Origin of the sequence: Shewanella sp. SP2S2-4 (assembly GCF_031932025.1) — a bacterium.
GTDB classification, from domain to species: Bacteria; Pseudomonadota; Gammaproteobacteria; order Enterobacterales; family Shewanellaceae; genus Shewanella; species Shewanella baltica.
This window is the reverse complement of the sequence record NZ_JAUOER010000010.1, coordinates 119,340-132,869: the sequence shown is the minus strand read 5'-3', so window position 1 is coordinate 132,869 and position 13,530 is coordinate 119,340. Positions and strand designations below refer to the sequence as shown.

The following is a 13,530-nucleotide window of genomic DNA, read 5'->3' as shown; positions in this document are numbered from 1 at the left end:
AGATGTGTTTAGTAAGGGCTTAGAACGATAGTTCTATTTAACTGGCGGTTTATTATGATCTTTGATTTTAGAGCTGTTTTGTTTAGAAGTTTTTACGGTCGCATCATCAATCATTTTCATGTTTGAACGTATGGCATTTATCATATTAATAACATCCACGGATTGGTTGATTTTAGCCTTACTATTTGATGTAAAAACCTCATTATGCAAACGCGATAGCGATTGCAATTGCGATTGCGATTGCGATTGCGATTTTAATTTATCGACTTCTGCTTTTAACTGACTAACAAGATTGTCTTTTGAAAGAACATTTCCTTTTGAAGCTTCAAGTTCATTGAACAAGCGATCAATTTCACCAATGTTTTGTTCATTTTCTTCTTTTATTTTAGCGTTTTCATTTGCAAACTCAGTGAGTTGTGATGCTGTTGCTTTAAGCTCAGTAACTAATTCTTTAACGAAAGTGCCCATTTCGTCTGCGCTACCAGCAAGCCTATTAAAAATTCTCAAAAAGTATGAAACTTGTTCATTATCTGAGAAATTAGGGTATCTAACTTTATGGTCTATTTCACTCCAACCTTCTTCGAAGATTGTTCTTACTTGAACTTCTGTATATATCTTTTGTTTTAATGGCGTAGATTCAAAAACATAATGTATAGAACGATATCCTGCTGGATGCTGCTTAACTTCAAATCTCTCAAGGTCAGTAGTCTCGTCATCTCCGCTTCTTACGTAGTAGACTGGTTGCTCTTTTGTCGTCCAAAGATTACGTAGATATTCATCAATTCCAAAACAATCATCTTTAAATAAATGAAGTGCTCTCACTCCGACCAAATCAGTTACTATTTCGTGATAATTATCTACATTAATCCCTAAGTAAATCTCATTGTATGTGTCGCTGCCTTCAATAGTTTTTCTGACAATTTTTTCCATCAAGTGTTCAGGATCTTTAACACGCCACCTAACAGAATGAACCTTTGGGCACCTCTGGATCATTCGTGCAAATAGTTCAGCACTTTCTTTCCTTTCCTCAAGCTTTGCTTGCTGGTCTGCGCCTATTTTTTGCAACGTAGGCCAGTCAATTTTTGATTTTTCCCTATCTTCAGTTGAGATATTATTCCTTTTTAGAAAGCTTTCTTCGTTCATGTTATTAATTTCTTCCATGTTGTGCTCCTATTACTGTGCAAAATGTATTAAAAGCATTCTATCGCTTTAAGCAAATATGGCAAGAAGTAGGGAGGTAACTAGCTGTTTTAAAATGAGGTTTGTGAAGTAGTGCGAGAGGTATTACTATAAGTGCAGATTGTATTAGACCACTGTAATGGTAAAGCCTGCTTTGTAGAGTTCGTGGGTGAGGGCGCCTTCACCAATGACATAGGCTTTGCTGCCTTCTTGGTGCTGTAAAAAGTCAGCGGTTGCCATCGCGGAGGTATAAAAGCATTCTTCAGGAATATCAATACCGGCAGCGCTTAAACGGTTTTGCAGATCCTTTCCCGTTTGTACGGGATAGTTAGTCAGGACGACTAACGGATTGCCTTGTTCTAAAATACGCTGGATAAATTTGTCGCTGCCAGGGATCAGTTTATTGTCGTGCAGTAGTACACCATCGATATCGCAGATAATATTTTTCATCTAATAGTCTCTTGTCATGCCGAGCAAAAATCACTTTTCGTTAAGTTATCTAATGCCACATTGCCCCAGAAAACAATGCTTTTGTGGAAAATAGTTAAAAAAATAGAGACCCTAAGGTCTCTATTTGTGATCTCGCGACCAATTGCTATTTCGCGAAACTAATCAGGCGCGTAACCGCTCGGGCCGATGAGATTGCCATCAAGATAGGCTTGGCCGTTTTGCATGTTAAGACGGTGCTGACTAAACCATTTCACCACGAGTGGATAAATGGCATGTTCTTGCTCATGCACACGGGCGGCGAGCATGTCAGCGGTATCTTCTTCATAAACAGGCACTTTAGCCTGTAAAATCACCGGACCTGCATCAAGCTCTGGCGTGACAAAATGCACGCTGGCACCATGTTCGCTGTCGTTAGCGTCAATAGCACGTTGATGGGTGTTTAAGCCTGTGTATTTCGGTAACAGTGACGGATGGATATTGATCATGCGACCTAGATAATGATTCACGAAATCATCGGTTAAGATCCGCATAAATCCTGCCAACACGATTAAATCGGGTTGGTACTGTTCAATTACTGTCATTAAACGCGCATCGTATTCAGAGCGAGATTCACCTTGGTGAGCTATCACGCAGCTGGTATCAATTTCGCCATGATGGGCGCGCACTAGGCCATAGGCATCGGGTTTATTACTGATGACTCCGACAACTTCGGCCTGCAGATTATCGTCGCAACCGTCGATAATCGCTTGCAGGTTACTGCCATTTCCGGAAATTAATACAACTACACGACAGCTCTGGGGCATTACAGGATCTCCACTTGCTCTTCATTGCCTTCACGATCTGCGATAGCACCGATCAGCCAAGCTTGTTCGCCTTCTGCAGCCAGTAATGCAAGTGCTGCATCCACTTTATCGGCTGGCAGCGCGACTAACATGCCGACGCCACAGTTGAAGGTGCGATACATTTCATATTCTGCAATGTTGCCATTTTCCATTAACCAACTGAAAACAGCAGGCCATTGCCATGAATCGCCTTGGATAACCGCTTTTAAATTATCTGGTAGTACGCGTGGGATGTTTTCCCAGAAGCCGCCGCCAGTAATGTGTGCCATTGCATGTACGTCTGATGCTGCGATCAGTTTCAGCAATGATTTTACGTAAATTTTGGTTGGCTCAAGTAGATGCTCAATTAGCGCTTTGCCATTGAGATCTTGTTGAGGGTCTGCTTGGCTCACTTCTAATACTTTACGTACTAAAGAGTAACCATTTGAATGAGGGCCGCTCGAGGCTAATGCGATAAGCGCATCACCCGCTGCAACTTTGCTACCGTCAATGATGTCGGCTTTTTCAACTACGCCCACGCAGAAACCTGCTAGGTCGTAATCTTCACCTTCGTACATGCCTGGCATTTCAGCGGTTTCACCGCCGATTAACGCACAACCAGATTGGAAACAACCTTCGCCGATACCGTTGACGACAGACGTCGCGGTTTCAACATCCAGTTTGCCCGTTGCATAGTAATCGAGGAAAAACAGTGGCTCAGCACCTTGAACGATTAAATCGTTCACACACATAGCAACTAAGTCTATGCCGACTGTGTCATGTTTTTTATAGTCGATAGCTAAACGCAATTTAGTCCCAACACCGTCGGTGCCAGACACTAAAACCGGTTGCTTGTATTTAGTGGGGATTTCACACAGGGCGCCAAAACCACCTAAGTTGCCCATAACTTCTGGACGACGGGTACGTTTAACGGCTGCTTTAATGTTACTTACCAGTGCATTACCTGCATCAATATCAACGCCGGCATCTTTATAGCTCAGTGGGGTAGGTGTGCTCACGGAGGGATCCTCTCGGGTACATCGTTATTGGATTTTATGCGGCGGTATTCTACCAGCTTGTGCTAGGGGTCGAAAGTCATGATTTGGATTTATGCCCCTCGGCGGAGTATTTTTGGCCGAGTAAAACTGTATTTCAGTTTTTGAAGTCTTGTGATTGGTCACAAAATAGTAAATTAAGGTACGTATCTTAAGCGATTGGGAATTATTCTTGGGAGATAGCTCACGATTAGGCCTAATGGCAAAACTTTATGTTTTACCTAGTAAACAAATCAACTAGAATCTGAAAAATTTGCCTAAAATAATACGCCGAAAAATAAAGTAGGAGAGAAAAATGAAAGTTGTCGAGGTTAAACATCCTTTAGTGCGTCACAAAATCGGTTTAATGCGCGAAGGTGACATTAGCACTAAACGTTTCCGTGAGCTAGCCGCCGAAGTGGGCAGTTTATTAACCTATGAAGCTACCGCAGATTTCGAAACTGAAACGGTGACGATTGAAGGCTGGAACGGTCCGGTTGAAGTCGACCAAATCAAAGGTAAAAAAGTCACTGTTGTGCCGATTTTACGTGCGGGTTTGGGCATGATGGACGGTGTGCTTGAGCATATCCCAAGTGCGCGTATTTCAGTTGTCGGTATTTACCGTGACGAAGAAACTCTTGAGCCTGTACCTTACTTTGAAAAGCTCGCCAGCGACATGAACGAGCGTATTGCCTTAGTTGTCGACCCAATGCTCGCGACTGGTGGTTCTATGATTGCGACCGTCGATTTATTGAAAAAGCGCGGTTGTACTTCAATCAAAGCCTTAGTGTTAGTGGCTGCGCCTGAAGGGATCAAAGCGTTAGAAGCGGCGCATCCTGATATCGAGTTATATACCGCTGCTATCGACAAGTGCCTCAATGAGAAGGGCTATATCCTGCCTGGTCTTGGTGATGCGGGCGATAAAATCTTTGGTACTAAATAACCAAAGCTGTTAAAAATCAAGTTGCTAAATAATTAGCGTAGCTGATGCTCAGTTGAGCGGATGTACTCAGTAAGGGAGCCTAGGCTCCCTTTTTGTTTTTTTGTTCGCCACAGTTATAACAACTTTGTTTTAAGCTGCTAAAGTTTAGCATTAAGACAAATAGTTATTCGCAATTGCAGTTGTTTTTATTGGTTTATTTTGTGGTTTAATGGGACATTACTTAAGTTTTGAGCAAGGCATATTGTCGGTATAACAAGGATTAAGAGGGATTATGGGACATTCGGCACTCAACTGGTTGTTATTTCGTCGGTCACTTGCACTTGCGACCCTGTTATTTGTCATATTCTTGCTGATCCTATTGCCGTTTAAAATTGATAGAGAACACCAATCCTTTGTGTCTTTTGTAAAAACCAAGCAAATCACACCGAGCTATATTGAACTGCTCGGTAAAAGCTTATCCCTGCACGACATCATTGATTTCAATAAATCTTCTTTAGCGCCTTTTCAGCTCGATCCCACCCGATTAATGCTGCCCCAAGGGGTGGAGCTTTCTGCTGAAGAAGCGCAAGTCTTACGCTACTTTGATTATCTCTACTCCAGTAAAAAGACAAATGCAGAAGATATTTTCCTGTATGTGGGGCTTTATCGTAGTGATGCTGTGTATTTTGCTACCCCAATCCCTGAGGACGTAAAAGCGCGGCTGATTAATGACCGTACTTCGACAAATGAGTTTTGTCAGAGTCTGCACTATTGTGCGAAAGACGCGACGCCAGAGTCCTTGGCCGATGGCATAGTGTTATCCATTCCTTATCAGGATGAAGTGACTGGTAAAGTCATTTTATCTATGGCCTCGCCGATTACATCATCTAGCGATCCTAATCATTTTATTGGTGATGTGATTGCCGACACGGCCTTTATGACGTCGGGTTTTATGCGTAATAAACATGTGGAATGGCGCAATACCGATTATGGCACTGAGTTGGTGATCACGACAGATAGCCTTTGGGCTGAACTGACGCCGGAGTTCTTGTTTTATTCGATGACAAATCATTTAGATAACATAACTTCACTGACATACAAAATCAGTATATTTCGTTTTATTGTGTGGAATTTGCCCCTGTGGTTTTTGTTATCTATTGTGATCTTCTTCGTTCAAATTAATATCAATCGTTTTAGGAAACTTCGTACTGAGCGTCAACGGTTTAGTGAAGCGATGTTATTGGATGCTTTTACTCGCACCTACAATAAGAAAGTCTATGAGACCGCACTGTTTGATGTCGCAACTAAGGGGCATTACGCAGTGATCTGTGTGGATGGCGATAAAATCAAAACCATTAATGATACCTACGGGCATAAACTCGGGGACATGGCGATCATGCAAATTGTCGATGCAATGCGCGGCGTATTTCGAGAAAACGATTTGTTAATCAGAACCGGTGGTGATGAGTTTGTCGTCATCTTAGCTAATTGTACTTTCGATCGGGCTTTGGTGTTGGCTGAACATTTACGTCAAGCTGTGGCAGAGCGACAATTTTTAAATGTGTTGACCGTTTCTTGCGGTGTCGCTGATTCGCAAGACTATGCTAACTTCGAGGCAGTGCTGCAAGCGGCGGATAAAGCGCTGTATGAGGATAAAAAGAATAAGCAGGGTAGCCGCAAGCTCGAAGCGACACGGTAACTATCGTTAGTTATTAGGCTAATTATTGCGTTAACTTTTGATATTGAGTTAGCTATTGAGTTAATCATCGAGTGAATTAACGCGTCACGTGACCGCTATAAAGTTGCAGCCGGCAATAAAAAAACAGCGCGGACAATGCCCGCGCTGTCATTACTTTCTATTACTGCTATTCAATCTATTCAATCTATTCAATCTATTCAATCTATTCAATCGTGTTTACAACACCATGGCCGCAATCCAGCCAAACACTAACAGTGGAATATTGTAGTGGATGAAGGTCGGGATCACGCTGTCACGAATGTGGTCGTGTTGCCCATCGGCATTCAAACCCGCAGTAGGCCCTAAGGTGGAATCCGATGCTGGCGAGCCCGCATCACCCAGCGCTGCGGCGGTGCCGACTAACGCAATTGTCGCCGCCACTGAAAAACCAAAACTTAACGCCAAAGGCACATAAATGGTCGCGATAATAGGAATGGTGGAGAAAGACGAGCCGATCCCCATAGTGATCAGTAGACCCACTAGCAGCATCAAGAAGGCGGCGAGGGCTTTATTATCACCAATGATGTCGCTAAGCGAAGCCACAAGCGTGCCCACTTCACCGGTTTCTTTCACTACGGCGGCAAAACCTGCGGCAGAAATCATGATAAAGCCGATGTTGGCCATCATGCGCACGCCTTGATTGAAAATATCTTGGTCGGCGACATGCTTTAAGGCGCCCGAGAAACTGAAAATCATGAAGCCGACTAAGGCGCCAAAAATCATCGAATCGGTTTCAAGTTGCACCACTAAGGTGGCTAATATCGCCACTGCGGCAATGATAATATTGCGTTTGTTGAGAGTTTCTTCTGGCTCTGCAACCAGCACTTTGGCCTCATCGTAGATCCGAGGTTTACGGTAACTGATAAACACAGCTGTCAGTAAACCAACTATCATGCCCGCCGCTGGAATTAACATGGCTGGTGGAATTTGCTCACGTACAGCCGCTAAGCCATTACTGGTTAAGTTGGAAAGCAGAATGTCATTTAAGAAAATGCCACCAAATCCAATCGGTAAAATCATATAGGTAGTGACGAGACCAAAGGTCAAAACACAGGCGACTAAACGACGGTCAATCTTCAGTTTGGTTATCACATGCAACAGAGGCGGCACTAAAATCGGAATGAAGGCGATATGAATAGGTAAAATATTCTGTGACGCCATCGACATGACGAGGAGCGATAGCAGCAGTAACCAGCGAACCCAGTTAGTGTTGGTTGGATTAGGATCTTGCCCAAGACTACTGATGATGCTTCTTGAGATCAGTGTGGTTAAACCTGAGTGTGAGAGTGCAACAGCAAAGGCTCCTAATAATGCATAACTGAGCGCAATTTGCGCGCCGCCACCTAAGCCAGTATTAAAGGCATCTATGGTTTGGTGCAGATCCATTCCGCCCACAAGTCCCGCCACAAGAGCGCTCACGGTGAGGGCGATAACCACATTCACCCTAGCTAAACTGAGTGCCAACATTAAGCACACTGCAATAACGACTGCATTCATAGTCAATTTTCTTAATTCTTTAAGCCAAAGACGCTATTTTTGACTGCAAAGGCTGTGGATGTCCAGTTTGCCGAGGGCTTATCTGAAAAATATCTGAAAATGTGATCATGCTGGGTTTTGTCTGTTAGCCGAATGTGGATTACTGCGCACACAGGATACGCAGATTGCTCTATCCTTAGTCAGGCAAAACGGAAATGCCCTTGAAAAATGTGATATTGGTCTTAAATAGGTTGTAAGGCACAGCACACGACTTATAATGCCTAAAGATTTGATTGGTAAGAACACCTTTTAATCAGTAAGGATTTAACTCGACCTAGGTTGAGGAGAGCATACTGGCGAAAGGGCATCTTGCCTTACACTTAGTTCAACTCATAGATGGAGATATAAAATGAGCGTATTAGTAGGCCGTCAGGCTCCTGATTTTACTGCTGCAGCTGTATTAGGTTCTGGCGAAATCGTTGATAGCTTCAACTTAACTGCTGCCATCAAAGGCAAACCAGCAGTCGTATTCTTCTATCCACTTGACTTCACTTTCGTTTGTCCATCAGAGTTGATCGCATTTGATCACCGCATGGAAGAGTTCACTAAGCGTGGCGTGGAAGTGATCGGTGTGTCTATCGATTCTCAGTTCACTCACAACGCATGGCGCAACACCCCAGTTGAAAAAGGCGGTATTGGCCAAGTTAAGTACACGTTAGTGGCTGACGTTAAACATGAAATCTGTAAAGCATACGATGTTGAGCATCCAGAAGCGGGTGTAGCTTTCCGTGGTTCATTCCTGATCGACAAAGAAGGCATGGTTCGTCACCAAGTTGTTAACGATCTGCCATTAGGCCGTAACGTTGATGAAATGCTACGTATGATCGACGCACTGCAATTCCATGAAGAGCACGGCGATGTATGTCCTGCTGGCTGGGAAAAAGGCGATAAAGGTATGAATGCAAGCACTGAAGGTGTTGCTGCTTACCTGTCTGAAAACGCAAGCTCACTGTAATTAGTACTTGTTAATCACAGTTGTCTGTTAAATGAAAAAAGCTGCCAATGGCAGCTTTTTTGTTTTTAAATGGCTTAAGATCTAGTGTGAACCGCTAAATTTATGCCTCAGTACCGCTTTGTGCATCCTGCTCATCCACGGCCAGTAACGGCCAGCCGCCTAATGATTTCCAACGATTCACTATGTGACAAAAAAGCTCTGCGGTACGTTCAGTATCATATAGCGCAGAATGGGCTTCTTTATTATCGAAGGGAATGCCCGCCATGATGCATGCTTTGGCAAGTACGGTATGACCAATGGCAAGTCCGGCGAGTGTAGCAGTATCGAAAGTCGCAAAAGGATGAAACGGCGAGCGTTTTAAGTCGCAACGTTCAATCGCCTTACTCACAAAACCATGATCAAAAGCGGCATTATGCGCCACTATGATACTGCGATGGCAGTCAGAGGCTTTTTGGGCTTTTTTCACCGCTTTAAAGATTTCTAAAAAGGCTTCTTTCTCGCTCACAGCTCCGCGTAACGGATTAGTGGGATCAATGCCGTTGAATGCTAACGCTTCGGGTTCTAAATTTGCGCCTTCAAAGGGCTCAATGTGGAAGTGTAGGGTTTTGTCGATTCCTATCACGCCTTCATTGTCCATTTTCAGTAGGGTGACGGCAATTTCTAGCAACGCATCGGTTTGAGAGTTGAAGCCCGCAGTTTCGACATCAATGACTACGGGAAAGTAGCCTCGAAATCGGTATTTCAATTTGTTCGCGTCGCAAATGTCACTCATAAAGTACTCTAGAAAATTCACAGGGCGCTATTATGCTAAATGTGTTGGGGTGTGTCATGCTTGATTGATGGTTTTATGAGCTAAAGGAACTAAATAGTTTGCCGATAAAGCCATGTAACCGATCAAACATGAGTAAAGGCTATGTGGCGAAAACTGATATTAGTATCAATTTTATGCGTTCCAGCAACTGCAACGGCAGAGTTGCGCCATTATGTCGCCTCTTTAAGTGATTCCCAATGGCGAGTGAGCGAGAATTCTCCCATCGTTTGTCGCCTCGAGCACGATATCCCTTCCTACGGTAAAGCGATTTTTACCAGCGAAGCGGGTAAGCAGCAAAATATGAATTTTACCTTAGACATGTGGGTAAAACCGGATCAAGTCACGCAAGCTAAGTTAATTAGTCGCGCGCCGCAGTGGCGGCCGGGAGTGGTCTCAAAAGAGATCACATCACTGCATTATCAAAAGTACTTTAATGGTGAGGTGCCTAAACGTGCTGCTTGGTCTATGTTGGCTGAGTTGAGTCGCGGGATGGAACCGACGTTTTACTATGCTGATTGGTATAACGAGTCAAATAAGATTGCTGTGGGTTTGTCATCGGTTAATTTTGGCCGTAAATACAGCGAGTTCAAAGCTTGTCTAGCGCACCTGTTGCCCTATAGCTTTGAAGATATCGCATTTACTGTGCTGAACTATGATGAAGGCGGAACCGATTTAACTCGTTTCTCCCAGCAGCAACTGTCTCGGGTTCAAGAATACTTAGCCTATGATCCTTTGGTGGAGTTAGTGCTGGTTGATGCGTATACCGACAGTTACGGTGGTCGTTCAGTTAACCAAAAAGTCTCGGATAAACGGGCGGAGTCGGTAAAAGATTTCTTTGTTGCCAGCGGTATTCCGCAAGACCGTATCGTTACTGTAGGGCATGGTGAGCGCCGTCATGTGGCTTCGAACGATGATATGGACGAAAGGGCACGTAACCGCCGCGTTGTGATACGGATCAGTAAGCCTTTGTAGTGTATTTGTGCAGTGTTTAACCTGTGCCACATCAATATAGTTAAGCCCAATCCAATGCCAAGTCACTGACTTGGCATTGTCATTTATAGATGCGGAGGTGGTTATTTTTGGATAGCTTGGCAGTATTTCGCTCAACCTCAACCTCAACCTCAACCTCAACCTCAACCTCAACCTCAACCTTTGCAGTATCAGCGAGCTTTAAATGGGATTATGAGTTTTTCTTATTTGTGATGTTCGTGAGCCGGTAATCGTTAAGCTGCAAATAAAACTAAAGTGAGACTAGGGCATGAATAGTGATAGCGGCATAAAGCCTGATATCGTCGTAAGTAGGATGGTGTTTGAAATGGATAAAAAAAAGCCCGCTTAAACTAAGCGGGCCGCAAAAATAATGCATTTGCAATCAACAAATTGAAGGAAGGAAGTCAAGCATAAGAACCAGGGAAGAAACTGAAGTGTTGGGAACACACCAGTTTAAAAGTTCTTTGTTTTCGATATCTGCAAGCAGGTATCTCCTGAAAACAAGCACATTCTATGGTGAACTCGGCGGTAAAACAAACGAGAAAAATTGCCCATAAACATTAGTAATTCTAATGAATGCAAAGGTGATCTATATCACTTAAGTCACTATTTACCTTGATTAATAACTTATAAATCACTATTAGTGCATAATAATACACTTCAATAAGCTTATCCTTGCTGCCATTTTGTTAAATCTGCGATATAACCTAAAAATCTTCTTATTAAGTTACGGCATTGCCATGATTTTTTTTGCTTGTATAGTACTTGCTGAAAAGGCCTTAAGCCCGAAACCACAAGAAGGACGATAACAAGATGGCATTAAGATTTCGCCTTGCAAAGCAAGGTTTGTTAGTGGCCACATTGGGAATGGCACTCGGTGCCTGCCAAAGTGGCAATGCACCTGAACAAAATTCGACTGAGCAGGCAAGCGCAAATAAATTGGTTTATCCTGTGACTCAAAAAGATGACCTCGTCGAAACCATTCACGGTGTTGCCGTGGCGGACCCTTACCGCCATTTAGAAGCCAATACGCCAGAAACGGAAGCTTGGGTTAAAGAACAACAAGCCTTCGGTCAAGCCTATTTAGCCAAGATCCCCAATAAACAAGCTGTGGTCGATCGCATTACTGAGTTGTGGAATTACGAAAAAATATCAGCCCCATTTGAGAATGGCGACAATCAATTTTACTACCGTAATGATGGCCTGCAGGCGCAATCTGTTTTGTATGTCAAAGGGTTAGATGGCGTTGAAAAGCCAGTTCTCGATCCAAACAAACTGTCTGCGGATGGCACTGTGGCACTATCAGGTGTTGCAGTAAGTAATGACGGTAAAATTTTAGCCTATGGCGTGTCAAATTCGGGCTCAGATTGGCAGCAATGGCAATTTGTTGATATCGCAACCGGTAAGAAACTTGCCGATGAATTGAAATGGATTAAATTTTCTAGCGCAGTCTGGGATAAAGAAAACCAAGGTTTGTTTTATGCTCGCTATGATGCCCCAGCGGGTGGAGATGTCTTAGCCGACGTCAATTTCAACCAAAAAGTGTATTACCATAAATTAGGCACAGATCAGCGCCAAGATTTATTGATTTACGAGCGCCCACAGAATAAAGATTGGGGCTTTGGTATTGAGGTATCCGAGAAAGGCGAATACTTATTACTGTCGATTTCTCAAGGTACGGATAAGCGTAATCGTTTCTTCTATAAATCCTTATTTGAGCCTAAATCACAAGTGGTGGAATTGATCCTCAACTTAGAAGCTGAATATGAGTTTCTCGGTAATGATGGTTCAGTATTTTATTTTAAAACCGACTTAGATGCGCCTAACGGTAAAGTGATTGCGATTGATACCCGCAATAGCGATAAATCCCAATGGCAAACCATTATTCCTGAGTCTACAGATCCCATTAATAACGTCGCCATAATTAATGACCATTTAGTGGTGAGTTATTTACACGATGTATTAGGTCAATTATCGATTTACAGCATGGGTGGGCAGAAGCGCCAAGACGTAGCATTACCTGGCCAAGGCAATGTGGCTGGGCCTTTTGGCAAAGCAAGCAAAGACTATTTCTATTATGTGTTTAATAGTTATATTCAACCTGAGACCACCTATAAATTTGACTTTAAAACCGCTGAATCAAGCGTAATTGCCAAACCTAAAGTATCGTTTAATCCCGATGACTATGTTTCGGAGCAAGTGTTTTATCGCAGCAAAGACGGCACGCGTGTGCCTATGATGCTGTCCTACAAAAAAGGCTTAGTGAAGAACGCTCAAAACCCAACATTACTGTATGCCTATGGTGGCTTTGCCATTTCGATGACACCACGCTTTAGTCCGGCCAACATTGCTTGGTTAGATATGGGCGGTATTTACGCTGTGCCGAGTTTACGTGGCGGCGCTGAATACGGCGAAAGCTGGCATCAAGCGGGGATGTTCGATAAAAAGCAAAATGTGTTTGATGACTATTTTGCCGCCGCTGAATATCTAGTGAGTGAAAAATACACTAATAGCACTAAGTTAGGTGCCTATGGCCGCAGTAACGGTGGTCTGTTGATGGGCGCTGCGGTAACTCAACGCCCTGAACTCTTTGCTGCGGTATTACCTGCTGTGGGCGTTCTGGATATGCTGCGCTTCCATAAGTTCACTATCGGTTGGGCTTGGACGAGTGAATATGGCAGTGCCGATAAAGCAGATCAATTCCCAGCGCTATTGGCTTATTCGCCTTATCACAATGTGAAAGCGCAAGCTTACCCAGCGACTATGGTGATGACTGCCGATCATGATGATCGCGTCGTGCCATTACACAGTTTTAAGTTCGCGGCCATGTTGCAGGATAAGCAACAAGGCACTGAACCTGTGATTATGCGTATCGAGTCTAATGCGGGTCACGGAGCGGGTAAACCGACGGCGATGAAGATTGATGAATTTGCCGATATCTACAGTTTCTTATGGCAGAGTTTTGGCCTAACCCTGCCACAAACTATCGCAAAATAACTAACTATGTTAATAAAATGGGGTCCTTTGACCCCATTGTCTTTTACAATTGCCCCTATTCATCTGAAACCCGCGCTATTCCTATCTATATCTTCGT

Annotated in this window: 10 protein-coding genes and 1 pseudogene; 5 read left to right on the top strand and 6 right to left on the bottom strand. The window is 43.5% G+C overall.

Going from position 1 to position 13,530, the window contains the following annotated elements; all coding sequences use genetic code 11:
• Window positions 1-33: 33 nt before the first annotated feature.
• The 4 genes and pseudogenes from Q4Q54_RS10355 to purM form a co-directional block, all read right to left on the bottom strand.
• Window positions 34-1,161, bottom strand: a complete 1,128-nt coding sequence (locus Q4Q54_RS10355) for an addiction module component (RefSeq protein ID WP_311988396.1) — start codon at window positions 1,159-1,161, stop codon at window positions 34-36.
• 153 nt (window positions 1,162-1,314) lie between these two features.
• Window positions 1,315-1,629, bottom strand: a pseudogene (locus Q4Q54_RS10350) (UMP phosphatase); the annotation flags it as partial.
• A gap of 158 nt (window positions 1,630-1,787) precedes the next feature.
• On the bottom strand, window positions 1,788-2,432 hold the full coding sequence (gene purN, locus Q4Q54_RS10345; protein ID WP_012088897.1) for a phosphoribosylglycinamide formyltransferase: 645 nt from the start codon (window positions 2,430-2,432) through the stop codon (window positions 1,788-1,790).
• Complete coding sequence (purM, locus tag Q4Q54_RS10340; protein ID WP_311988395.1) at window positions 2,432-3,469, bottom strand: phosphoribosylformylglycinamidine cyclo-ligase; 1,038 nt, start codon at window positions 3,467-3,469, stop codon at window positions 2,432-2,434. Before purM ends, purN begins: the two co-directional genes overlap by 1 nt.
• Window positions 3,470-3,800: 331 nt before the next feature.
• On the opposite strand from purM, the gene upp reads away from it, so the two are divergent.
• Window positions 3,801-4,427 carry a uracil phosphoribosyltransferase gene (gene upp / locus Q4Q54_RS10335; protein ID WP_006081245.1) on the top strand — a complete coding sequence of 209 codons (627 nt, stop codon included), beginning with the start codon at window positions 3,801-3,803 and terminating at the stop codon, window positions 4,425-4,427.
• A gap of 271 nt (window positions 4,428-4,698) precedes the next feature.
• Window positions 4,699-6,105 carry a GGDEF domain-containing protein gene (locus Q4Q54_RS10330; protein ID WP_311988394.1) on the top strand — a complete coding sequence of 469 codons (1,407 nt, stop codon included), beginning with the start codon at window positions 4,699-4,701 and terminating at the stop codon, window positions 6,103-6,105.
• A 216-nt stretch (window positions 6,106-6,321) separates the two neighbouring features.
• Here the strand turns inward: Q4Q54_RS10330 and Q4Q54_RS10325 are convergent, their stop codons facing one another.
• A complete protein-coding gene (locus Q4Q54_RS10325) occupies window positions 6,322-7,641 on the bottom strand; it encodes a Na+/H+ antiporter family protein (protein WP_311988393.1) in 1,320 nt (439 codons plus the stop codon).
• A 388-nt stretch (window positions 7,642-8,029) separates the two neighbouring features.
• On the opposite strand from Q4Q54_RS10325, the gene Q4Q54_RS10320 reads away from it, so the two are divergent.
• Complete coding sequence (locus Q4Q54_RS10320) at window positions 8,030-8,635, top strand: peroxiredoxin C (protein ID WP_006081247.1); 606 nt, start codon at window positions 8,030-8,032, stop codon at window positions 8,633-8,635.
• A 100-nt stretch (window positions 8,636-8,735) separates the two neighbouring features.
• Here the strand turns inward: Q4Q54_RS10320 and rnt are convergent, their stop codons facing one another.
• The gene (gene rnt, locus Q4Q54_RS10315) at window positions 8,736-9,407 is read right to left on the bottom strand and encodes a ribonuclease T (protein WP_006081248.1); all 672 of its coding nucleotides are present in this window, start codon (window positions 9,405-9,407) and stop codon (window positions 8,736-8,738) included.
• Window positions 9,408-9,548: 141 nt separating this feature from the next.
• On the opposite strand from rnt, the gene motY reads away from it, so the two are divergent.
• Together motY and Q4Q54_RS10305 are read left to right on the top strand one after the other, a co-directional pair.
• A complete protein-coding gene (gene motY, locus Q4Q54_RS10310; RefSeq protein WP_063883092.1) occupies window positions 9,549-10,418 on the top strand; it encodes a flagellar protein MotY in 870 nt (289 codons plus the stop codon).
• Between the two features lie 831 nt (window positions 10,419-11,249).
• Window positions 11,250-13,433 carry a prolyl oligopeptidase family serine peptidase gene (locus Q4Q54_RS10305; protein WP_311988392.1) on the top strand — a complete coding sequence of 728 codons (2,184 nt, stop codon included), beginning with the start codon at window positions 11,250-11,252 and terminating at the stop codon, window positions 13,431-13,433.
• Window positions 13,434-13,530: the final 97 nt, after the last annotated feature.